Raw genomic sequence first — 22492 nt, 5'->3', positions numbered from 1 at the left:
CGCAGGCGCCTCAGTACAAGATCGAGCGTTCCGTTTGCTTGTCGAAGAGCTGTACATTGGTCATGTCGGCCACCAGCGCGACCTCGTCACCGATATTCGCCTTGAACCGCGGCGAAACCCGCGCGATCAGGTTTCGTCCGCCTGTCGTCATGTTTAGATGCACCTCGGATCCCATCGGCTCGGCGAGATCAAGGACGGCCTTGAAGGTCGCCAGATTTTCCGCCGGGATATCGGCAGGCGCCAATTCATGGAAATTTTCCGGGCGAATGCCGAGCATCAGTTCCTGCCCTTCGTAAGGCGCAATGCGGACCTTGTCGAAGTGGGCGGGCAACGGCAGCTCTCGGCCGTCGAAGATCGCGACGAAGCTTTCCCCACGGCACTGGATGACACATGGCAACATGTTCATCTGCGGCGCCCCGATGAAGCCTGCGACAAACATATTGACTGGACGGTCATAGAGGTTTTGTGGGGTATCGACCTGCTGGATATGCCCGTCCTTCATGACCACAATTCGATCCGCCATGGTCATGGCCTCGATCTGGTCGTGGGTGACATAGATGAAGGTGGCATCGAGCCGCTTGTGCAGTTTGGTGATCTCTGCGCGCATGGTGCCGCGCAGCTTTGCATCGAGGTTGGAGAGCGGTTCGTCTAAGAGAAAGACTTCCGGATTGCGTACCATGGCGCGGCCGAGCGCCACGCGCTGGCGCTGTCCACCCGAAAGAGCCTTCGGCTTGCGGTTGAGAAGGTGCGTGATATCGAGGATTTTCGCGGCCTCCTGCACCTTGGTATCGATGATTTCGCGGGAAGCCTTTCGCAACTGCAGACCGAAAGCCATGTTTTTGTAGACCGTCATATGCGGGTAAAGCGCATAGTTCTGGAAAACCATCGCGATGTCGCGGTCCTTGGAAGGAACGTCGTTCATCAGGTCGTTGCCAATTTTCAGTTCACCTCCCGAGATTTCTTCGAGACCGGCAATCATCCGCAGCGTGGTCGACTTCCCGCAGCCTGACGGGCCGACGAGGATGATGAATTCCTTGTCTGCTATCTCAAGGTCGATGTCGTGGACGACGGTCAGCGCACCGTAGGTCTTGTTCAGTTTCTTGAGCGAAATGCTGGCCATCAGATCCTCACCAGTAGGAGGACCAGGTGCGCGAAAGGCGCATCAGGGCCTCCATGTAATAGTAGTCGCCCCAGGAAACGCATTCGTCGACACCTTCGCCGCGACAGGTGTTGAAGGGCGATTTCTTGGAATAGGTGCCGTGCAGGACCAGGCCGTTGGAAATGGCGGGATCCTTGACCGCATAGCCATCCGCCAGGCTCTTGATCATCCGACGGGCGAGCTCACGGTAACGCGCGGCATCCTCCCGCGGGACGAGGTCGGCCATTTCGAGCAGGCCGCAGGCGGTGATCGAAGCGGACGAGCTGTCGCGAGGTTCGCCGTCTTTGTCCGAGAAGGTCAGATCCCAATAGGGGACCATGTCCTTCGGCAAGCGGTTCAGATAGAAGGCAAGAAGCCGCTCGAAGGCTTCGCGATATTCGGGAAGCGGCTCGTAGCGATAGGAAAAGGCCATGCCGGCTATGCCCCAGGCCTGACCCCGCGCCCAGGCGCTCTCGTCGCTGTAGCCCTGTTTGGTGACGCCGCGCACTGGCGCGCCGGTGACCGGATCCATGTAAAATGTGTGATAGGTGGAGTCATCGGGGCGAACGGAATTGGCGAGCGTCGTGCGCGCATGCACCAGCGCCACCTCCCGATATTTCGGATCACCGGATTCTGCACTTGCCCAGTAAAGCAGCGGCAGGTTGAGCAGGCAGTCGATGATGTACCGATATTCTTCCGCGACGCCCTTGCGGCCCCAGGCTTGAATGAACTGGCCGATCGGCTGGAAGCGCTCGATCAACTGGTCGGCGGCAAGCAGGGCGGCCTTCCGACCGTCCTTGTCCCCCGCCAGCTTCCAGGCTGCGACGCAGGATGGGGAATAGAGAAATCCCATGTCGTGATGGTCGGTCTCGATGCGGTTCACGATCCGATGCAGGAAGCTCTGGACCTGAATTTGTGCTGCGTATTGGAAGATCTTGTCGCCCGTGTGCTCGTAGGCGAGCCAGATTTCTCCCGGCCAGAAACCGGCTGTCCACTGATCGTTGGAAACGGCCGGATAGATATTGTCGACGCTGGAGTGGTTTTGCGAGGCATAGGTGAATTTTGGCAGATTTCGCCTGACCTGCTCTACGGCGATATCGAGGGCGTTTCTTACCTCGATATCGGTAATCGGCTGCGGGGCGAAGGAAGGGATGGCGTTCATGGACTTAACCCTTGAGGCCCGACGAGGCGACGCCCTCGACGAAGAAGCGCTGCAGAGACAGGAAAACGATGAGGACGGGAATGAGCGCGACGACGGAGGCCGCCATGATCAGCCCGTATTCGGCCGAATACTGGGCGATGAACATTCGCAGGCCGATCTGGATGGTCTTCAACTCCGTCTTGGTCAGATAGATCATCGGTCCCAGGAAGTCGTTCCAGGTGGTGACGAAGGTGAAAATTGTGAGCGTCGACAGCGCCGGCTTCGAAAGGGGCAGCATGATGCGTGCCCAGATCTGATACTCGTTCATGCCGTCGATCCGGGCAGCTTCGCACAACTCGGTGGGGATCGACATATAAAATTGCCGCATCAGAAAGACGCCGAACGCGGTGAAGGCTTGAAGGCAGATCAGCGCCAGATGCGTGTTGTTGAGGCCAAATTCCCGCATCAGCAGGAACTGCGGCACCATGTAGACCTGCCAAGGCATGGCGATGGTGGCGATATAGCCGAGAAACAGCGTGTTCTTGTAAGGAAACTCGAGCTTGGCAAAGGCGTAGGCAGCAAAGCTGGATGTAAGAAGCTGAAGGAGCGTGACGATGATCGTCAGCTTCGACGTGTTGTAAATGAAGAGCGCCAGCGGGATCTTCGTCCAGATGTCCACATAGTTCTGCCATTGCGGCTCGGATGGAATCCATTCGACGGGGAAGACGAAAACGTCGCGGCTCAGCTTCAACGAGGCTGACAGCATCCACGCGAAAGGCATGAGCATGACCGCGGTGATGACGATGGCGGTGGCATAAATGACAACGGTCTTCACGGCTATCTTGCGTCCGGCAATTCGCATGACGGTCAGTCCTCCCTCTGGCGGCGGAACTGGACGACAGTAACGGCGAGCACCAGGAAGAACAGCACCAGGGCGATCATGCTGGAATAGCCGAGATCCCAGGAAATGAAGGCTTCGTTGTAGATGTGATAGACAAGGACGAGGGTCGATGTGCCGGGACCGCCCTGGGTGATCATGTAGACCTGATCGAAGACCTTGAAGGACTGGATCGTCAGCATGACGGTCACGAAGAACGTGGTCGGCGCAAGCTGCGGCACCGTGACATAGATGAATTTCTGCCAGGCGTTGGCGCCGTCCAGATCCGCCGCCTCGTAGAGCTCCGAATTGATGCCCTGCAGGCCGGCAAGATAGATGACCATGTAATAGCCCATGCTCTTCCAGATGCCGAAGAGGATCACCGTCACCATCGCCCAATGACGATCGGCCGCCCAACCGGGCATGTCCTTCGGATCGAGGCCCAGGGTATAGAGGATCATGTTGACCGGCCCCATTTCGGGGTTGAAGATCATGTTCCAGACAACTGCGACGGCGACCAGCGAAGCGACATAGGGAAAGAACATCGCCGTGCGGAAGAAGTCCCGTCCGACGATCTTCTGATTGAGTAGGATCGCAAGGCCGAGCGCGCAGGCGAGCGTGGCCGGTACCGATACCACCGTATAGATGATCGTGTTCCAGAATGCTGCGATGAACGCCTTGTCCTCAAAAAGCCGCCAGAAATTGTCGAGGCCGGCGAAGGTGATCGCGTTGGAACCGTCCCAGTGCATGAAGGCCAGTGCGAAGGCGAAAAGGATCGGGCCGAGCGTAAAGACGGCAAAACCGATAAAATTCGGCGCGATAAAGGAATAGGCGACGAGCGCATTCTGAAGTTTGCGGCGCCGCCTGGACAAGACCTTGATCCTGGTTCGAGGAACTGCCGGTGCCCGGCCCGTCGCGGACGCCGTATTTGAAATGGACACCGATCATCTCCTCCAGGCCGATCGACCGCGGCGCAGAGCCGCAAGAGTTCAATCCGCATTCGTGAAAGCGGGCGCCTTGGTGCGCTCGCTCTGCCTCCTGATCCACCACATAGCATATCTTCCAGAGTGGTCAAACAACTTATGAATAAATCATACGAATTTTGTGGAACAGCATAAATACGTATGATAGGTGGAGGCTTCAGGCCAGCTTCAAGGAGTTGCGGAGGAGACACGTGTTCAGCGAGGTGGTAGCAAAGCTGCCGGACATTCTGTTCGATTTTTCGCCGGGCGCGCTCCAAAGGGACCGCCAAGCCTGGGCCGCTGTGCCGGCTCCCATTCGTGACGCGGTTCTCCTCGACGCAAAGAAAACGCTTCAGCAAACATGGCCGCTTATCCGGGCTTCCGACTATCGCGAATATGTCGAGACCGGCAACCGCTCACGCTTTGAGGACCTCTACTTCACCCGGCGCAGGATGCTGAACAACCTGGTGCTTGGGGAGCTGCTTGAAGGCAAGGGGCGTTTTCTTGCCGGAATTGTCGACGGCATCTTCCTGATCGCGGAAGAAGGCGGTTGGCAGTTGCCCGCGCACAATTCCTATGAGAGGGGCGGGTCTCGATCCTTGCTCCCTGACGTGTCGAAACCGGTCATCGATCTTTTTGCCGCGGAAACCTCGGCGCAGCTGGCAACCGTGGTTGCCTTGATGAGAGACGAATTGGACGCGGTCAGTCCGCAGATCGTTTCGCGTATTGAGCGCGAAGTCGAAATCCGCATCTTTGAACCCTATCGCGGCAGACATTTCTGGTGGATGGGGCGCGACGATGAAAGGATGAACAACTGGACGGCCTGGATAACTCAAAACATCCTTCTGTCCGTCTTTTGCCTTCGCACAGACCAGATGTTGCGCCGGAGGGTGGTGGAGAAGGCGCTTGGCAGCCTGGATGCCTTTTTGAAGGATTATGCCGAGGATGGGGCCTGTGAGGAGGGCGTCGTTTACTATCGGCATGCTGCACTGTGTCTGCACGGTGCGATGACCATTCTTGATTCCGCGGCGCCGGGCGTGGTCAGGCCGCTCTGGGGCAAGCAGAAAATCCGCAACATGGCGGAATACATTTTAAACATGCATGCCGCAGGCAGCTATTATTTCAACTTTGCAGATTCCTCCGCGGTCGTGGAGCCCTGCAGCGTGCGGGAATATCTGTTCGGGAAAGCGGTCGGGTCCAAAGCATTGATGTCCTTCGCCGCTGCCGACAGGACGATGGCCGAAAATCAACATCTGCCGCAGGAATGGAACCTCTGGTACCGGGTGCAGGAGCTGCTCCTTGGCCCGGCGGTTCCCCGCAAGGATCAGCGCCAGCCGGGGCGAGATATCCTCTATCCGGGCATCGGGCTCTTCATCGCGAGGGACGAGCGTTACGCGCTTGCGGTGAAGGGTGGCCACAATGGCGAAAGTCATAATCACAACGATGTCGGAAGCGTGACCCTTTACAAGGACGGCCGGCCATTCCTGATCGATGTCGGGGTCGAAACTTATACCGCCAAGACGTTCTCTCCGCAGCGCTACGATATCTGGACGATGCAGTCGGCATTTCACAACTTGCCGACATTTGGGGAGGTCATGCAATCCGATGGACAAGAGTTTGCTGCGCGAGACCTTGTGACTGAATTCAGCTCTGTCGAAGCTCGCATATCGCTCGACATCGCCGGAGCCTATCCGGGCGAGGCGCGCGTGCGAAGTTACCAACGCACAGTTTCGCTTCTGCGAGGTCGGCATGTCGAAATCCTCGATGTTTTTGATGGCGATGTCCCGGCAGTTCTGTCGCTGATGACATCTATCGAACCGCAGATATCGCCCGGACTAATCGATCTGCCATCCTTGGGCCGGATTGAGGTCGAAGGCGCGGGGGCGATCGATGTCGAGCCCATCGAAATAAGTGACGCGCGGCTGAGGATCTCATGGCCCCCCATGATTTACCGCCTGCTTGTCCCCCTTGCAGACAAACGCCTGACCCTACGGATCGTCTGAGGAGGACGAGAATGGAACTGACGTTGAAAATCGTTAGCGTCGAGGGGACCGTCCTGGCATCTTCGACAGGGGAGCAGGAGGTTTTCCTGGTCTACCGTCAAAATTACCAGGAAGGCGATCAGATCATTGTCGAAGCGTCCGAACCAGGGCATGTCATCTTGGCACTCGATGACGCGATCGGTAGTGCCACGGTTTATCTCTTGGGCTCTTTATTTGCTCTCAAGATCCCCTTCGGCGCCAGGCGGGCATCCCACTCGCCAAAGGCTTTCCAAGGCGACATCCATCGCCTTTATGTGCGCAAGGCCCGACAGGACGAGATCGCGCATCGGCGGAACCTCGCCTTAAACCCCTTCGACGACCACGCCAACACAACCCTGTTTCCGCATGTGGAAGCCAATGTCGAGACCCGGGGGGAGGCGGCATTCGCCGCGCGCAATGCAATCGACGGCGAGAAAGCCAGTGATGGTCACGGCTTCTGGCCCTATACGAGCTGGGGAATCGATCGCAATCCGCAAGCTGCGCTGACCGTGGAGTTCGGGCGACCGATCCAGATCGACGAGGTCGTGCTCTACTTGAGGGCGGACTTTCCGCACGATTCCTGGTGGGAGAGGGTGAGCATCACCCTTTCCGGAGGAGAAACGTTTTGTTTTCCCTTGAAAAAAACGGGCATGGCTCAATCGCTCCGGATAGAGCCGCGGACCGTTGACTGGGTAAGGCTGCACAGCCTGATAAAGGCGGATGATCCGTCACCATTTCCGGCGCTCACGCAGATCGAAGTCTGGGGGCGGGAAGCCCGTTACGTTCAATCCCAGTCAGGAGCGAAATTCGGCTGATCCGTCCTCGATGTCGTCTAGCCGACGGTCGTCCGCAAAGCCTTCAGCAGGTCGCGGTATCTAAGCTGACTTCCCCGCAAATGGTCGCGCATGGCGTTGCGAGCAGCCTCTTCATTCCTGTCGGAGATGGCCATAATGATCGCCTCATGCTCCTTGTGGATCAGCCGTCTGTAGGCCGTTTGTTCAGCCGAGCGCGATTCTGCAACCACTTTCGACTGAGGTATGACCGCAGAGCCGTGCGATTCCAGAAACTGGCGGAACAGGGGGTTGTTTGTGGCATCGGCGATGGCGAAGTGAAGGGCAAGATCCGCTTCGCGGATCGACCTGTCATTCTCGATGCAATCGAGAATGTTGCGGTGGCAGGCGAACATTGCCTCCTCCTGGGCCGGTGAGCGGCGCATGGCTGCCAACCCTGCGGCTTCGATTTCGAGCGGAGTTCGGATCTCCAGCACCTCCAGATCGGAGGAGACGCGCGCCTTGTCGATCTTTCGATTGGCTCCTCCGGGGCCACCATCGGGAGGCAGGACGAATATCCCTGCTCCCTGGCGTACTTCGACAAGTCCATCGGAACGCAGGACGGCTACGGCTTCGCGAATAACGGTTCGGCTGACGCCGTGGGCCTCGGTCAGTTCGATTTCGCTCGGCAGCTTAGCGCCCGGCTCATATTGCCCGCTCAGAATCGCCTGGCGAAGGATTTCGCCGACCTGCGAGACCAGCGATCCAGGCCCCCTGCTGCGATCCTTTGCTTGTATAGCCACGCTTTGATCCTTCATTTTGAGCGCCTGGAGCCCATTCGGTGAAGCTGAACCCTGGGTCCAGGATTCATCACACATGTATGACAAATATGGATCGCTTTCAACGGAAGAGTGCGGTTGGCAGCCGTCAAGAACGGTTCAGTGTCTTGCCGGCGCGCCGATTGAAGATGAACGCCAGTGCGGCACTAGCGCATAGCGCTGCACCCACAGCGATCACCAGGTGGTAGTCTGAAATGGTATTGGCCTCACCGCCGGAGGAAAGAAGGCCAAGCAGGCCGCCCGCCAGCGCGAAGGAGAGTGCGGACGCGACCGGGCGCGAGACGGCGGCGATCGCAGTTGCGTGACCGGCTTGTTCGGGGGCCGTATCCGCGACTGTAAGCACGGCGTGACCTGTGAAATAGACCGAGCGGACGAGACCGTTGATGAAAAGCAGCGCCATGATCAAAAGGGCGGGCGTAGACGGAAGAAGCGTTGCTTTGACGGCGATGCCGACGCCGGAAAGCAGCGCGGATAAGATCATTATTCGCATAAAACCCATTTGTTTGAACAGGGGCGCCACGATGAATTTCGCAGCGAGCGCGCCAATCGCACCGGAAAAGACGAGAAGACCGGCTTCAAACGCGTTCATGCCGAACCCCAGCTGGAGCATGAGCGCCGTCAGATAGGGAAGGGCCGCACAGCCCATCAGCATCAAGCTTGTGCCGATGGTCGTCGCCCGGAAGGTAGGCTCGCGGAATACGGACATATCGAGGACCGCATCGGTCCTTTTCCTGGCGTGTCGCAGATATCCGAATCCCGTTAGTCCCCCAAGGGCAATCGTGGCGAGCGTAACCCCGACGGGAAGGATCGGCATGCTGATCAGAGAAGCGCCGAACACGAGGCCTGAAAGGCTGATGGCGAGAAGAACGAAGCCTTTGAAATCCAAGCTGCGGGTGGGCAGGCGGACAGGTTCGGGCATGAAGCGCGAGATCAGCACGATTCCCGCCACGGCGAGGGGAAGATTAACGAGGAAAATCCACTGCCAAGCAGCGAAGGTCGTCAGGAAGCCTCCGAGCGGTGGGCCCAGCATGGGGGCGATCGTGGGCGGGATCGTCAACCACGATGTCGCCCGAACCAGGTCTTCGCCGGGCGTCACTCTGAAAAGGGCGAGCCTGGCAACCGGCGCCATGAAAGCCGCACCGATCCCCTCGACGAACCGGGCGAGGACAAAGCTTGGAAGGGACTGGGATGCCGCACAGCCGATCGAACCGAGGATAAACAGCGCCATTGACGTGCGCAGGACCGTCCGGCACCCGATCCTATCGGCCAGCCATGCGCTCAAAGGCACGAAAATCGCCATCGCGACATAATAGGCGGCAAAGGAGAGTTTCAGAGCGGCTGCAGTGGTGCCGATATCTGCCGCGATCGCCGGAAGCGAGGTCGATACGACGGTAGCGTCCATGCTTTCCATGAACAGAGCTACCGACAGGATGAGCGGCGTGCGAGACAATCGGGAGACCAGCTATCATGCGATGGTCCCTTTTGGCTTGCCGGCTATGTGTCGTCAAGTCGGATGACGATTTATGGATTGATATGATGAATTCAATCCGGCATTTCTCTGCCGTTCTCTGCAGGCTGGGCTTACGGTATCCTTGACATTACCAAGGAAAAATCCTCCGTACCGGCGGAGGAGCCCGTAGCGGGCGCTTTAAATGGTTTGTGCCGGCTGCAGCTTATCGGCGGGACATAGGTGCATGTCGCGGGCCCGCCAATTCGTCTTTGATAGCGGTCAGCTGATCAATGGGAGCAGGCCGGCCGACATGAAACCCCTGGACGTGGTCGATGCGGAATTTCTGCATCAAAGCCAGCTGCTCTTCCGTCTCCACGCCTTCGACAAGGATTTTCGGGCCCCGGTTGCGGATGAGGCCGATTATATCCTGCAGCATTGTTCTGCCTCGCGGGGAGGCGCTGTCGTGCAGGAAAGAGCGGTCGATCTTGACCGTGTCGAAATCTATGAGCCGCAACCACGACAGGCCGGCAAATCCCGTTCCGAAATCGTCCAGCCAGATATTGATGCCCAGGGTTTTCAAGTCGCTGATGCACCGCAAAATATCCGAATGTATTTCCATTTCGAGACCTTCGGTAATCTCGAAAGCGAGCCTGCTACCGTTAACTCCCGTCTCGTAGAGGATTGCCGCGACGCTTGCCGCAAAGCCCGGGGTCTTGAGCTGGATCGGCGAAACGTTGACGCTGGCGATGTGGACGTGGTTCGGAGCCAGGAGATCCCGGCAGACGGTTCGAATGAGCCATCGACCAAGTTCGATAATGATGCCGGTCCGCTCTGCAATCGGAATGAACAGGCTTGGCGGGACCATGTCGCCGTCGAGCGTCTTCAGCCGCATGAGGGCCTCTACCGCGTCGCGTTCGCCGGACTTGAGGTCCACAATGGGCTGATAGACGAGCGACACCAGGCTCTGGTCGATAGCGATCTTGAGCAAGGCCGCGATGTTCTCGGTCTCGTCGCTGTTGTTTGGGTCGTCGGGATCAAACAGGCGGACGCAATTGCGGCCGCTGGCCTTGGCGCTGTAGAGCGCCCTGTCGGCTTCATGAATGATCTTTTCCAGCTTTGCTCCGGTCTGGTCCCTGGTGAAAGCCGTACCCACACTCACGGTGACGATCGATGTGCCGTCGCGACGCTCCCTGTGGGGGAGGCCAAGCTCTTCGACCGTCAGGCGGATTTTCTCCGCCAGTTCGGCCAGCTGCTCTTTCCGGTCAATCGGTGCAAGAACAATGAATTCCTCGCCGCCATAACGGCCGATTGAGCCGCCGAAGGGCGCTATTGCCTCCTTGATCGCGGTGGCGACCTGGATCAGGCAACGATCACCTTCCTGATGGCCATAGCCGTCGTTGTATTTTTTGAAGAAGTCGACATCGGCGAGGATAGCGGTAAAGCCGCGGCCCTTTGCCTGCCATTCATTCCAATACTGCCTCAGCCTGTGATCGACGGCCCGGCGGTTTTCCAGTCCAGTCAGGTAGTCGGTATTGGACATGCGCAGCAGCGCCTCGCCCCGGTCGGTCGCTTCTTTCTGCTGGATCTTGGCTTCAAGCGCGTTCAGGAAAACGTGGTACCGCTCGAGGTTCAGCTTCCAGTTCACGTAAGACGTGAAGACGAAGCAGGAGACGTAGAAGGTGCCGAAGGCAAGCGCATAGATGTCAGTCGGCCAGAAGGTCGAAAGGGTCAGGAAGAAAGTTACCAAGACAGCGCTGGACGCTGCGACTGACAACCCGAAACGGAAGCTGAAGAACAGATTCGCGCCCATCATGAAAATGGCGCCGAAGATCATGTAATAAGACAAACTATCCGTATAGATCGTCTGCACGGCCGGGATCGCCCATATCGCATATCCCATGACGAGCGCCAGAGCGCTTGTTCGGTCGAGCCATTTGATGCCGAGATCAAGGCGGAACTGGGCTTCAAGCAGCACAAGCGCAATACCCCCGACCACCAGCCGGGCCGTGATTGTCTGGACGGCGACGTCGGGGATGAGCAATATGTCGGTGGCCGAGAAGAGCACATAGATGATAACGGCGATCCACAGGCCGTGTCGCGTGGCGATCCGTCGCTCCGCTTCGGCGTCGCTCTCATAAAGTCTGCGAAGCTCGTGCACCGACGGCCTCTGCAACTTCTTTTGCAGATCGATTTCCACCGCATCGGCAAACGTGTGCTTCATGCACTGTTCCATCCGCTCGCATTTCCATTTCACGAGGGGACTGGCCGCCTCGCCTGCCCCAGGCTCTCTTGGCTCGTGCGGTCGCTGATCCCTTCTGGGATCAAAGAAACGACGAGACGTGGTTTCAGCCACCAAAATGAGGGGGTGCTGTTAAATCTTGTTAAATTTAACCCGAAATCCCCGCCGTTAATCTTATTTCGTGAATGTGATAGTTAACCAGAAGTTTCCAGCTATGATAAAAATCATCGGGACGACCAGAACGCGACAATGCGCAACGGCCCGACCAGTCGAATCCTTTTGTAACTGGAGTATTTTCGCGTGACGCAAATGAAGATTGAATTTGACGGTCATAGTCTTATCACCCCCGCAGCCATCGCTAATGAACTTGTGGCACCCAAGAGCGAACAGTTCGAGGAGCAACTGGCTGTTGCAAAAGCTGAAATGGCGCTGATGCTGGAACTGACCCGCCAACAGTTCGAACGGGGCGACGATCCCGTTAAGATTGCGGACAAAGTAACTAACTCGCTTCATGAAAGCCGGCACAAACTGGATCCGCGCGTCTGGCAGGAACTGGTTCCCTTCGTCCAGAACCATCCCGTTGCCTCATTTTTTCTGCAGGATCCTCTGACGCGCTGGTCCTACGACAAGCCACGAGGCTATTCCGGAGACGCAAGGCTCCTGGATTTCATCTATAGGCATGAAAGTGTCGCCGAGGATGTGGCAAAGGCATCGAAGCTCGGCCAGGCCTTGTTCGAATATACGAGCACGGCACCGTCGTCGCTTGCCAACTGGGACCGCCGTGACATTCTTGCACGCCATGTCGATGAGGTGGCCGATGCCCGCGGACCTGAAACGGAAGTGTTGAGCGTCGCCGCCGGTCACCTGCGCGAATGCGAACATTCCGTAGCCCTGCGTGAGACGCGGCTGAAGCGCTGGGTCGCACTCGATCAGGATCCTTTGAGCGTCGGGACGATCGCCAGGGACTATCAGGGAACGGCCGTCGAGGCGATCGATGGCTCGGTACGCCAGATATTGACCGGCCGCCTGCGACCGGGGCAGTTCGACCTGGTCTATGCTTCGGGCCTCTACGACTATCTCGTCGACAAGGTCGCCATCAAGCTGACTCAGCGTTGCCTGGAAATGCTGAAACCAAACGGCGTTTTCCTGTTTGCCAATTACTCCTATCCAATCCAGGTCGACGGCTATCTCGAAACCTTCATGAACTGGGCTCTGCTTCTGCGTTCGGAAGCGGACATGTGGAACATCATCCACGCCAGCACCGAGGGCCAGGATTTCGAGGCGAGCGTATTCTTCGGCAAGAACCGCAACATCGTTTACGGCGTGTTGAAGAAGCGTTCCTGAGCCCTGCGGTCCGCGTTGGCCTAACCTGCCCATCGTCTGCGGCAGGGTCGGAGAGGTCATTTATCAGAGATATCACCCCGGCAGTTGCGCGTGCTTCGCCGGGGTGATGATATTTTGCAACTGATGCACCGTCCGCAGAGCTTGGAGTGTCAGGTAAGGTCAAAAGCGCTTTATGTAAGGCCTGCCTTCCTTTACCACCAATCCCTACGAACCTGTTGGCGATCAGACTATCGGCACAGGAAACGCTTTCTACGTCTGAGGTGCATCTGAATGAACGTTTCATCCGCGATGGCGCTCAAAACCGCCAATCTGGCCGGTCCGCTCGTGATGCTGCTCGGCATGCTGATGTTTGCATTGAACGATGCGATGGGAAAATGGCTGGTCTTAAGCTACGGTCTTGGCCAGGTCATCCTGATCCGCAGTCTGGCGGCGCTTCTCATTCTCGTGCCCATGGTCTGGAAGGCGGGTCTAGGCAATCTTCTGACGGTAGAGCGGCCGGGCATGCAGTTTGCCCGGGTGTTCTTTTCCACCGCAGAGGTTTTTTGCTTCTACTACGCAGTGATGTATCTGCCGCTGGCCGACGTGATGACTTACTGGCTGGCCGCCCCGATCTATGTCGCGGCCGCGTCGCCATTCCTGCTTGGCGAGACGGTCGGCTGGCGGCGCTGGACGGCGATCACGGTCGGTTTCGTCGGCGTCATCATCACTCTGGAACCTTCGAGCGCCATGTTCACCATGCCGGCGGTCATCTCGATCATCGGCAGCGGTGCCTTCGCCTTCATGTTGATTTCCGGTCGTTTCCTGCGCGGCACACCGGACAGCGCGCTGGTCTTCTTCCAGGTGGCCGGCGCCGGTCTTGCCGGTCTGGTCGCCGCCCCGTTCGACTGGTCGCCGATTGCCTCAAGCCGGGACCTTGTGCTGCTTGGACTGCTCGGTATCGTCGCCATGGCCGCCCATATGTTGGTCAACCGGGCGCTCAAGATGTCCGATGCAGCGACCGTTGCGCCACTGCAATATACCTTGCTGCTCTGGGCAGTGATCTTTGGTTGGATGTTCTTCGGCGATCTTCCGCGTTTCGGGATGTTGATCGGCGCCGCGTTGATCGTTGCGTCGGGTCTTTTCATCTTCATTCGCGAACAGGCGCTCAAGAAGCGCGAGAAGGTGCTCCCATCCATTCCGGAATGAAAAAGCCTGCGGGGCGAACCGCAGGCTTTCGATTTTTACGAAGTGCTCGGCTTACTTTCCGCGGATTGTCTTCAGTTCCGCGAGAATGCCATCGACAACGTCGGCGCCGATTGTTGCCTTGTGCTTTTCATAAACGATCATGGACTTTTCGCGGATGCGCTGCTGCTCTTCCGGAGAAAGCGTGTTGACCGCAACGCCCGCCGCCTTGATCTTTTCCAGCGATTTCTTGTTGAGATCCTGGATGACCTTTCGCTCTTCGTCGCGACCCACGACAGCGCAATCGCGCAGGGCTTTCTGTTCGTCCGGCGTATAGGTGTTGAAGATCGCCTTGGAGAAGAGGAACAGGAACGGCGTGTAGGCGTGGTTCGTCTCGGTCACGTATTTCTGGACTTCGAAGAACTTCGAGGTGTCGATCGTCACATAGGGATTCTCCTGTGCGTCGATTGCCTTCGTTTCGAGTGCCGAGAACACCTCGCCGAATGCCATTGGCGTAGCGTTGGCGCCAAGGTTCTGGAAGGTGTCGAGGAAGACGTTGTTCTGCATGACGCGAACCTTCATGCCGGACAGGTCTTCCCACTTGTTGACCGGACGAACGGAGTTCGAGAGGTTGCGGAAGCCATTTTCCCAGTAGGCCAGGTTGACGAGGCCAGCGGCATCGAGCTTCTGGTTCATCATCTCGCCGAACTTGCCGTCGAGCACCTTGTAGGCTTCTTCAGGATTGGCAAACAGGAACGGCAGATCGAACACGCCAAGGGCCGGGATGATGCCGACGAGCGGCGAGGACGATGTGACGACAGCTTCCTGAACGCCCGAGCGCAGGGCCTGGGTTGCCTGAAGGTCGCCGCCGAGCGCTCCGCCCCAGAATGCGGTGAGCTTGAGCTTGCCGCCCGACTTTTCGTCGAGGCAGGCCTGCATGGCCTTGATGCCGTTGCCGACCGGGTGATCAGCATTGATGCCGTTCGAGACGCGAATATTGCGCGAATTGAATTCGGCAAAAGCAGGTGCCGCGGCGGAAAGACCGAAGGCAATCGCGGTTGTAGCAAGGAGCAGTTTTCTCATTTTGTCCTCCCATTGGACGGTTGAAGGTGGGTTGGGTTTTACATCGGTCAGCGCAGCCAGCGCGCTGGCGCGATGACGATTTCGGGGAAAAGCACCAGAACAAGGAGCACGATGGTCTGAGCGAGCAGGAATGGCCAAACCCCGGCCGTCACTTTTCCAAGCGGAATGCGGGCAACACCGCTGACGACGTTCAAGACGACGCCGACCGGCGGTGTGATGAGCCCGATACAATTATTCATGATGAACAGGACGCCGAAATAGACCGGATCAATCCCTGCCTGCTTGACGATCGGCATCAGCACCGGCGTCAGGATCAGGATGGTCGGCGTCAGATCGAGGGCGGTGCCGACGATCAGGACCAGGATCATGATGGCAAGCATCAAAATCTTCGGCCGATCGATGAGCGGCTCGATATACGCCGTGATTTCGGCAGGGATGTTTGCAGCGGTGATGAGCCATGCCGATACGAGTGCCGCGCAGACCAGGAACATGATGACGGACGTCGTTTTGGCAGCCTGCAGGATGACGCGCGGCAGTTCACGGGGCTTCAGCTCGCGGTATATCACCATGCCGACAAACAGCGCATAAGCAGCGGCGATGACCGCTGCCTCGGTCGGCGTTACCACGCCGGCCTTGATGCCGCCGAGGATGATGACGGGCATGCCGAGCGCCCAGGCGGCGCGACCGGTCGCCCGCACACGTTCGCTCATCGGCGCTTTGGGAAGCGCCTGCACATTGTCTTTGCGAACCACGATCAGCCAGGTGACGATCAGTGAAAGCCCCATCAGGATTCCCGGTACGATCCCGGCCATGAAGAGCTGGGTGATCGAAACGTTTGCCGCGACGCCGAAGACGATGAAGGCCATGGATGGCGGGATCACCGGCGCGATAATACCACCTGCGGCGATCAGGCCGCCGGAGCGGGGAACGTTGTAGCCGGCTTTGGCCATCATCGGAATGAGAATGGCGGCAAGCGCTGCGGTATCGGCAGCGGCGGAACCGGAAATACTTGCCATGATGAGTGCCGCGACGATCGCCACGATGCCGAGCCCGCCGCGGATATGCCCGACGCAGGCGATCGCAAAATCGATGATACGGCGCGACAAACCGCCGGAATTCATCAGTTCACCGGCGAGAATGAAAAACGGAATGGCCAGCAGCGTGAACGTATCGGCGCCGGCGATCATGTTCTGGGCAATGATCTGGGTATTGAACATACCCATATACCACATGAGGACAACGCCGCAGAACATCAGCGAGAAAGCGACAGGCACACCGATCGCCATGGCGCCGAGAAGCGAGCCTACGAAGACGAAAAGGGTCATTAGGTACGCTCCGCCATCTGCTCGAGTGTCAGATTTTCGCCGGCGAAGGCCGAGATTTCATCGTCGGTTACGCGGCCCGTCAACAGACGCACGAGGCGTTCGAGGGCAATGATCGTGCAGCCTGCGCCGGTAAAGAAGCCGATGCCATAGACCCATGCCATGGAAAGGCCGGTGACGGGGGCCATCATGCTGGCATTGATCGGAAGCTGGTTCCATGTGCCCCAGAAGAAGATGGCCGAGCACAGGATGATGATGAGATTGCTGAGGATCATGCAGATGATCCGGCCCGCGCGGCCGAAAAGGGCCACCAGGGTTTCGACACCGAGGTGACCATATTCCCTGAAGGTGACGACTGCTCCGATGAATGTCAGCCAGACGAAGAAATATCGCGACATTTCATCCGAAATATTCAGCCCGGAGTTAAACGCATAGCGAAGCACCACGTTGACGAACACCATCAGCGCCATCCCCGACAGCAGGATGATCAGCAGAAATTCCAGGAATTTGTAAAAAAGATCGATTGCCTTTTGCATCGCTTCTTCCCCTTTCGCTCAGACGAGGCCTCTGCTTGCGAGGTTCTTCATCAGCGCCGCCAGCCCGAACGTCCATTCAGGGCAATTGTTGCTATGCTCAACCCAGTTAACCAGGTGCCCGAGTTTCGGCGTCGATATCTCCACCCGATCACCGATCTCATGGGTAAATCCGAGGCCTGCGCCGCGCCGGTCTTTGACCGGCGCAAACATCGTCCCGAGGAAGAAGAGAACGCCATCCGGATATTGATGATTGCGGTTGAGCAATTGCGACACGAGGTTTTCCGGTGTCCGGCTGATCGCTTTCATCGCGCTGACGCCGGTCATCACAAATCCGTCGGGTCCTTCGACAGAGAGCGATATCTCCGCCGACTTGACGTCGTCGATAGTAAAGCTGTCATCAAACAGGCGGATGAAGGGGCCGATTGCGCATGAGGCATTGTTGTCCTTCGCCTTGCTGAGGAGCAGCGCGGAGCGTCCCTCGAAGTCGCGAAGGTTGACGTCGTTGCCAAGCGTTGCGCCGATGATCTTGCCCTTGGAGGTGACCGCGAGCACCACTTCCGGCTCCGGATTATTCCAGTCGGACTTGGGATGAATGCCGATCAGCGCACCGCATCCGACAGAGGACATGGGCTGCGCCTTCGTGAAGATCTCGGCATCGGGGCCAATTCCCACTTCAAGGTACTGCGACCACAGGCCCATGTCCTGCAGGAGAGATTTCACCTCGGCAGCCTTTTCGGAACCTGCGGCAAGGCCGCGCAGATTATCGCCCAATACCGGAGCAAGCCTGCCGCGAATGTCTTGAGCGCGCTGAGGGTCGCCTTTGGCCTGTTCCTCTATGACGCGTTCCAGCATGCTGTCTGCGAACGTAACGCCTGCCGCTTTGATCGCCTGCAGGTCCGCTGGAGCGAGCAGTTCGCCTGCCGTCCCATCCAGGAAGGAGGTGAGCGGGCCAAGGTTGGCAAAACGGCTGGTATCGCGCAGCGTAACTGCAAGGTCAGCGATCTCGAGAAGGCCCGACAGGGTCGGCGCCAAGACGGAAAGATCCAACAGACGTCCGGATGCCAAGAGGACCGGGCAAGGCCCGCCCAATTTCTGTGACCAGACGCGCCCGATCAGCAGTGCCGAAGAGGCGTCCTGCGGCAAGATTGTTTCCGGAGCAAGCGTCCGCTTAGCCTCCATCGGGGATCCTCCTCAAACTCATGAACCCAAGCCTCCACCTGGTGGACCTATTGTCAGGATGTCTGACAACAAATGTTTGTCGCTTTTAGTGTGACTCTGCCACCCTGTCCAGCGGGGTGCTATCGATGTGTAAAAAATCTAGATCGATCTAACCTCTTGGTACGGGCTATCTAGAGCATTTCGAGTTTGAGACCAAGTCGTGAAGCTGCGCCATAGAGGTGCCGGCGCATTGCCTCTTTTGCCTTCGCTGGGTCACGTGTCGCGATCGCATCGCGAATTGCGACGTGCTCGGCAATCGTCACCTCGACGATTTCTTCCAAAACGGCTGCAGCGCGTGCCGCGTTGATCGCCAGATGGGTCCGCTCAGCAATGAAGGTGATGAATTGAAGGAAATATTCATTGCGGGTAGCGGACGCGACAAAGCGGTGAAATGCGAGATCGGCAACGATGCCCTGGTCCGTCCATTTCTCCGCGCCATTCATCTGAGCCAGCGCTTCGTCGAGCTTGGCAAGGTCCGGCAGAGTATGATGAACAGCCGCAAGGGCAGCGGCCTCGACTTCCAAGGCCAATCGCAGTTGAAACAGACTGCGAAAGCTATCGCGATCTGCCAGATCGTCCTGCTCGATCCGCAGTGACTGTCGACGATCGATCTCCGTTGCAAATGCCCCGACGCCTTGCCTCGTTTCGACCAGGCCCTCGTTTCGGAGCTGTGCGATGGCTTCGCGTATCACCGACCGGCTAACGCCGAACGTCTTTGCCAGCAAATGCTCGGTCGGCAGCTTATGTCCCGGCGCTATGCGGCCCTCGCTGATCTCCCGCCCGATCTGTGCCGCGATGCGGGCCGGCAAATGTTCATTGCGTCTGATCTGACTGAAGTCTGCCACTGCCACTATAATCGCCCTCTTTCCGAACTGTCGTCTACGACTCGGCTTGGAAATTCAACTGTGATCCCGGATTCATCAAGAGATCGGGATCGATGGCGCGCTTGATAGCTGTCAGAAGCCTTCTGTGGGTTTCCGGGAGCCGCGCGTCGAAATCGCCTCGTTTGAGGCGGCCGATCCCGTGTTCTGCACTGATACTGCCGTGGTAGCGATCGACCACGGCGTTGAGGACGTTCTTCGATCGGTAGATACGCGTCGCTCGCTCGTCCGGTGAAAGGCCTCCAGGCGGCAGGACGTTCAGATGGACATTGCCGTCGCCGACATGTCCGTAGGAAACGCAGAGGCAATCGGACAATTCCTGTTCGATCGCCTTTTCGGCGTCGTGGACAAAGGAGGCGAGCTGCGAGAGCGGAACGGAGATATCGCTGCGCATATGAGCGCCCCGTTTGGCCTGCCCCTCGTTCATGCCCTCACGGATCAGCCAGAGGTTTCGGGCCTGGCTCTGCGACGCTGCGATCGTACCGTCCAGCACCATCCCGTCCGACATGACGCCCTCCAAGAAACGCTGCATCAAGTCGTCCACGTCAACGAGGCCGGAGCCGGAGATTTCCATCAATACATAGGCCGGATACTCATCACTGATGGGAATCGGCAAATCGGGCATGGCTTCCCGAGCCAGGGTGAAGGCCAGCGGCGGCATGAACTCGAACGCCGACATCAGGTCGCAGCATTCGCGCCTTGCGCGCCGATACAAGCCGATTGCGTCTTCTAGCGAGGCAAGGCCGAGCAGGGCGGTGGCCACCTGATCCGGATAGGGCGTCAGCTTGACCGATACGGCCGTGATGATCCCGAGCGTCCCCTCCGCGCCGATAAAAAGCTGCTTGAGATCTATTCCGCGGTTGTCTTTGCGCAGAGTGGACAGTCCGTCAAAAACGGTGCCGTCGGGCAGAACGACTTCAAGCCCGAGAACGAGCTCGCGGGTCATCCCATATCGTAAAACATTGATGCCGCCGGCGTTGGTGGAGACATTGCCTCCGATCCGGCAACTTCCCTGAGCGCCGAGCGCCAGCGGGAAGAACATGCCCTTTTCGGAAATGGCCTCCTTCACGTCCCAGAGAATGCAACCCGCCTCGACGGTTGCGGAAAAATCCTCTGCATCGATCTTGCGGATACGGTTCATGCGTTCAAGGGTGAGGACGACCTGATGATCGGGAGCATCGGGGAGGGCACCCAGGACGAGCCCGGTATTTCCGCCCTGCGGAACGATCGCCAGCCCAAGCTGGCGGCAGGCTCTGACGGCAGCCGCTACGTCTTCGGTAGAGCGGGGCCGCAAGACAGCGACCGCCCCGCTCGTCACGTCCCCGTGCCAGTCGCGACAGTAGCGGATCATTGCATCCATGTCAGTCAGAACAAGATCGTCCCCCAACATGGATTGCAGTGCCAGGCGGTGCTCTGCCACCAGCTCGATTTCCGCAACTGTCATTCTGTCCTCCTTGGGTCGCCCGTCCCATTTTCCGCCCAACCGGCAATTATCCGGGGAGCGTCGCAACTCTCTTGTTTTCAAATGAAGCATATAAGGTTATCAGACAACCGTACAAGATATTTTTAGAGCTGTCGGCCGCTCTCTGCGGCTGCGGCGGAAATGGGAGGTTTCGTTGCATATCCTGATTATCGGTGCGGCCGGCATGGTAGGACGCAAACTGACGGCGCGCCTGGTCGCTGAAGGCGGCATCAAGGGCCAGCCCCTGGAAAAGCTGACATTGGTCGATGTGATCAAGCCGGAAACACCGCAGGAATTTGTGGGTGTCGTTGTGGCGCGCGAGGCTGACTTGTCGACGCAAGGTGAGGCGGAGAAACTGATCCAATCACGGCCGGATGTGATCTTCCATCTTGCGGCGATCGTCTCGGCAGAAGCCGAACTCGATTTCGACAAGGGCTACCGCGTCAATCTTGATGGCACGCGTTATCTCTTTGATGCAATCCGCATCGCACACGATCAAGATGGCTACCGGCCGCGCGTGGTCTTCACCTCATCGATCGCCGTCGTCGGAGCGCCACTGCCTTATCCCATTCCCGATGATTTTCATCTGACGCCATTGACCAGCTACGGTACCCAGAAGGCCATTTCAGAACTGCTCCTGTCCGATTATACGCGACGCGGGTTCTTCGATGGCATCGGCATCCGCCTCCCGACCGTGTGCATTCGACCGGGAAAACCCAACAAGGCCGCCTCCGGTTTCTTCTCCAATATCTTGCGCGAGCCGTTGATCGGCCAGGAGGCCGTTCTGCCTGTTTCGGAAGATGTCCGCCATTGGCACACCTCCCCGCGATCGGCAGTGGGATATTTGATCCATGCAGCCAACCTCGATCTCGAGACGGTCGGTCCGCGTCGCAATCTTTCGATGCCGGGTGTCAGCGCCACTGTCGGCGAACAGATCGAAGCATTGCGCCGGGTTGCGGGAGATAGAGCAGTGCGGCTCATCCGCCGCTTGCCCGACGAGATGATCATGAAAATGGTCTCGGGCTGGGCTCCGGGCTTCGAGGCGAAGCGCGCCAGGGAACTCGGCTTTACGGCGGAAAAGAATTTTGACGAGATCATCAGGGTCCATATTGAAGACGAGCTTGGAGGCTCCCTATGACGGAAGCTGTCGAGAGGTCGGCAGGCGAGACAAAGATCGCCTTCCTGGGGACCGGCTTGATGGGCGCGCCAATGGCGCGCCGGCTCGCTAGAACGGGATATCGTCTCACCGTATGGAACCGCGATCCGGTCAAGGCCAAGGCGCTGGAGCCGGAAGGCGCGCAGATCGCAGCCTCACCGGCAGAAGCCGTAGAGGGAGCGGACATCGTGTTCACCATGCTCACCGACGGGGCCGTCGTCGGTGAGGTCCTGTTCGGTTCAGGATGCGCGCAGGCGATGCGCAAGGGTGCGGTCGTCGTCGACACGAGTTCGATTGCCCCGCCTGCCGCAAAGGACCATGCCGCACGGCTTGCAGCCTTCGGTATTCATCATATCGATGCACCTGTCTCGGGCGGGGTCGTCGGAGCCGAGGCCGGGACATTGGCGATTATGGCGGGCGGTGAGGCAGAGGTTATATCGGCTTTGGCGGATGTCTTCGCAGTGCTCGGACGCGTCACTCATGTCGGACCGACTGGGGCGGGTCAGATCTGCAAGCTCGCCAACCAGCAGATCGTCGCCGTGACCATCGGCGCGGTGGCTGAAGCCATGATCCTGGTGGAGGCGGGCGGCGCTTCCCGCGAGGCTTTCCGCGACGCCATCCGCGGCGGCTTTGCCGAGAGCAGGATCCTAGAACTCCATGGCGGACGGATGGTGCGCCGCGATTTCGAGCCGGGAGGATCTTCCCGCAATCAACTGAAGGACCTCAACGCCGTGATCGCCATGGCGCAGTCCCTGTCGTTGACGCTGCCGCTGACGGAAAAGGTTCGTGAGGAATTTACGCAGTTCGTTGCCGAAGGCGGCGCCGAACGGGACCACAGCGCACTTCTCCTTCATCTCGAAAAGCTCAATGCAGGAGATAAGGCTCGGTAAGC

Annotated in this window: 19 protein-coding genes; 6 read left to right on the top strand and 13 right to left on the bottom strand. The window is 58.4% G+C overall.

The features are described 5' to 3' along the window. Positions 1 to 10 precede the first annotated feature (10 nt). From EDE05_RS09980 to EDE05_RS09965, 4 genes are read right to left on the bottom strand one after another with little or no spacing between them, the layout of a single operon-like run. Positions 11 to 1120 carry an ABC transporter ATP-binding protein gene (locus EDE05_RS09980; protein WP_112797698.1) on the bottom strand — a complete coding sequence of 370 codons (1110 nt, stop codon included), beginning with the start codon at positions 1118 to 1120 and terminating at the stop codon, positions 11 to 13. A gap of 7 nt (positions 1121 to 1127) precedes the next feature. After that, entirely contained in the window at positions 1128 to 2300 is a 1173-nt protein-coding gene (locus EDE05_RS09975) for a glycoside hydrolase family 88 protein (RefSeq protein WP_112797700.1), read from the bottom strand. A gap of 4 nt (positions 2301 to 2304) precedes the next feature. Then, positions 2305 to 3141 (bottom strand): carbohydrate ABC transporter permease, encoded by an 837-nt coding sequence (locus tag EDE05_RS09970; RefSeq protein ID WP_112797703.1) that lies wholly within the window; start codon positions 3139 to 3141, stop codon positions 2305 to 2307. Between the two features lie 5 nt (positions 3142 to 3146). After that, the gene (locus tag EDE05_RS09965; RefSeq protein WP_112797705.1) at positions 3147 to 4097 is read right to left on the bottom strand and encodes a sugar ABC transporter permease; all 951 of its coding nucleotides are present in this window, start codon (positions 4095 to 4097) and stop codon (positions 3147 to 3149) included. A gap of 233 nt (positions 4098 to 4330) precedes the next feature. On the opposite strand from EDE05_RS09965, the gene EDE05_RS09960 reads away from it, so the two are divergent. Together EDE05_RS09960 and EDE05_RS09955 are read left to right on the top strand one after the other, a co-directional pair. Further along, positions 4331 to 6121, top strand: coding sequence for a heparinase II/III family protein (locus EDE05_RS09960; protein ID WP_112797707.1), 1791 nt, complete (start codon positions 4331 to 4333; stop codon positions 6119 to 6121). Positions 6122 to 6132: 11 nt separating this feature from the next. Beyond that, positions 6133 to 6954: a carbohydrate-binding protein gene (locus EDE05_RS09955; RefSeq protein ID WP_112797709.1), complete on the top strand. Its 822-nt coding sequence runs from the start codon at positions 6133 to 6135 to the stop codon at positions 6952 to 6954. A gap of 17 nt (positions 6955 to 6971) precedes the next feature. On the opposite strand, the gene EDE05_RS09950 is transcribed toward EDE05_RS09955, so the two are convergent. The 3 genes from EDE05_RS09950 to EDE05_RS09940 all read right to left on the bottom strand — a co-directional run bounded on the left by EDE05_RS09950 (position 6972) and on the right by EDE05_RS09940 (position 11419). Then, a complete protein-coding gene (locus tag EDE05_RS09950; protein ID WP_205839311.1) occupies positions 6972 to 7727 on the bottom strand; it encodes a FadR/GntR family transcriptional regulator in 756 nt (251 codons plus the stop codon). A 109-nt stretch (positions 7728 to 7836) separates the two neighbouring features. Beyond that, on the bottom strand, positions 7837 to 9198 hold the full coding sequence (locus EDE05_RS09945) for an MFS transporter (RefSeq protein ID WP_105371205.1): 1362 nt from the start codon (positions 9196 to 9198) through the stop codon (positions 7837 to 7839). Positions 9199 to 9421: 223 nt separating this feature from the next. Next, complete coding sequence (locus tag EDE05_RS09940; RefSeq protein WP_112797712.1) at positions 9422 to 11419, bottom strand: EAL domain-containing protein; 1998 nt, start codon at positions 11417 to 11419, stop codon at positions 9422 to 9424. A 318-nt stretch (positions 11420 to 11737) separates the two neighbouring features. Here EDE05_RS09940 and EDE05_RS09935 point away from each other — a divergent pair, with 318 nt between their 5' ends. Then, a complete protein-coding gene (locus EDE05_RS09935; RefSeq protein WP_112797714.1) occupies positions 11738 to 12781 on the top strand; it encodes a class I SAM-dependent methyltransferase in 1044 nt (347 codons plus the stop codon). A gap of 270 nt (positions 12782 to 13051) precedes the next feature. Beyond that, on the top strand, positions 13052 to 13966 hold the full coding sequence (locus EDE05_RS09930; protein ID WP_245422783.1) for a DMT family transporter: 915 nt from the start codon (positions 13052 to 13054) through the stop codon (positions 13964 to 13966). 51 nt (positions 13967 to 14017) lie between these two features. Here the strand turns inward: EDE05_RS09930 and EDE05_RS09925 are convergent, their stop codons facing one another. From EDE05_RS09925 to EDE05_RS09900, 6 genes are all read right to left on the bottom strand, one after another. After that, complete coding sequence (locus EDE05_RS09925; protein WP_105371203.1) at positions 14018 to 15025, bottom strand: TRAP transporter substrate-binding protein; 1008 nt, start codon at positions 15023 to 15025, stop codon at positions 14018 to 14020. Positions 15026 to 15072: 47 nt separating this feature from the next. Then, on the bottom strand, positions 15073 to 16350 hold the full coding sequence (locus EDE05_RS09920; RefSeq protein WP_112797716.1) for a TRAP transporter large permease subunit: 1278 nt from the start codon (positions 16348 to 16350) through the stop codon (positions 15073 to 15075). After that, positions 16350 to 16883 (bottom strand): TRAP transporter small permease, encoded by a 534-nt coding sequence (locus tag EDE05_RS09915; protein ID WP_105371201.1) that lies wholly within the window; start codon positions 16881 to 16883, stop codon positions 16350 to 16352. Before EDE05_RS09915 ends, EDE05_RS09920 begins: the two co-directional genes overlap by 1 nt. An 18-nt stretch (positions 16884 to 16901) precedes the next feature. After that, positions 16902 to 18062, bottom strand: a complete 1161-nt coding sequence (locus EDE05_RS09910; RefSeq protein WP_112797718.1) for a fumarylacetoacetate hydrolase family protein — start codon at positions 18060 to 18062, stop codon at positions 16902 to 16904. A gap of 170 nt (positions 18063 to 18232) precedes the next feature. Then, a complete protein-coding gene (locus EDE05_RS09905; protein WP_112797720.1) occupies positions 18233 to 18952 on the bottom strand; it encodes a FadR/GntR family transcriptional regulator in 720 nt (239 codons plus the stop codon). A gap of 28 nt (positions 18953 to 18980) precedes the next feature. Beyond that, a complete protein-coding gene (locus tag EDE05_RS09900; protein ID WP_112797722.1) occupies positions 18981 to 20426 on the bottom strand; it encodes an FAD-binding oxidoreductase in 1446 nt (481 codons plus the stop codon). 172 nt (positions 20427 to 20598) lie between these two features. Between EDE05_RS09900 and denD the strand changes: the two genes are divergently transcribed. Both denD and EDE05_RS09890 read left to right on the top strand, forming a co-directional pair. Beyond that, positions 20599 to 21582 (top strand): D-erythronate dehydrogenase, encoded by a 984-nt coding sequence (gene denD / locus EDE05_RS09895; protein WP_112797724.1) that lies wholly within the window; start codon positions 20599 to 20601, stop codon positions 21580 to 21582. Continuing rightward, complete coding sequence (locus EDE05_RS09890; RefSeq protein WP_112797726.1) at positions 21579 to 22490, top strand: NAD(P)-dependent oxidoreductase; 912 nt, start codon at positions 21579 to 21581, stop codon at positions 22488 to 22490. The genes denD and EDE05_RS09890 overlap by 4 nt, the downstream gene beginning before the upstream one ends. The last annotated feature ends 2 nt before the right edge of the window (positions 22491 to 22492 follow it).

The organism is Neorhizobium sp. R1-B (assembly GCF_004368875.1).
In the GTDB taxonomy this organism is placed as follows: domain Bacteria; phylum Pseudomonadota; class Alphaproteobacteria; order Rhizobiales; family Rhizobiaceae; genus Neorhizobium; species Neorhizobium huautlense.
This window is presented reverse-complemented; position numbering and strand designations above follow the sequence as displayed.

Coding starts and splice junctions, on each gene's coding strand:
- EDE05_RS09980 (WP_112797698.1), bottom strand. CDS start 1,120: ATGGCCAGCATTTCGCTCAAGAAACTGAACAAGACCTACGGTGCGCTG.
- EDE05_RS09975 (WP_112797700.1), bottom strand. CDS start 2,300: ATGAACGCCATCCCTTCCTTCGCCCCGCAGCCGATTACCGATATCGAG.
- EDE05_RS09970 (WP_112797703.1), bottom strand. CDS start 3,141: ATGCGAATTGCCGGACGCAAGATAGCCGTGAAGACCGTTGTCATTTAT.
- EDE05_RS09955 (WP_112797709.1), top strand. CDS start 6,133: ATGGAACTGACGTTGAAAATCGTTAGCGTCGAGGGGACCGTCCTGGCA.
- EDE05_RS09950 (WP_205839311.1), bottom strand. CDS start 7,727: ATGAAGGATCAAAGCGTGGCTATACAAGCAAAGGATCGCAGCAGGGGG.
- EDE05_RS09940 (WP_112797712.1), bottom strand. CDS start 11,419: ATGAAGCACACGTTTGCCGATGCGGTGGAAATCGATCTGCAAAAGAAG.
- EDE05_RS09930 (WP_245422783.1), top strand. CDS start 13,052: ATGAACGTTTCATCCGCGATGGCGCTCAAAACCGCCAATCTGGCCGGT.
- EDE05_RS09925 (WP_105371203.1), bottom strand. CDS start 15,025: ATGAGAAAACTGCTCCTTGCTACAACCGCGATTGCCTTCGGTCTTTCC.
- EDE05_RS09920 (WP_112797716.1), bottom strand. CDS start 16,350: ATGACCCTTTTCGTCTTCGTAGGCTCGCTTCTCGGCGCCATGGCGATC.
- EDE05_RS09915 (WP_105371201.1), bottom strand. CDS start 16,883: ATGCAAAAGGCAATCGATCTTTTTTACAAATTCCTGGAATTTCTGCTG.
- EDE05_RS09910 (WP_112797718.1), bottom strand. CDS start 18,062: ATGGAGGCTAAGCGGACGCTTGCTCCGGAAACAATCTTGCCGCAGGAC.
- EDE05_RS09900 (WP_112797722.1), bottom strand. CDS start 20,426: ATGACAGTTGCGGAAATCGAGCTGGTGGCAGAGCACCGCCTGGCACTG.
- EDE05_RS09890 (WP_112797726.1), top strand. CDS start 21,579: ATGACGGAAGCTGTCGAGAGGTCGGCAGGCGAGACAAAGATCGCCTTC.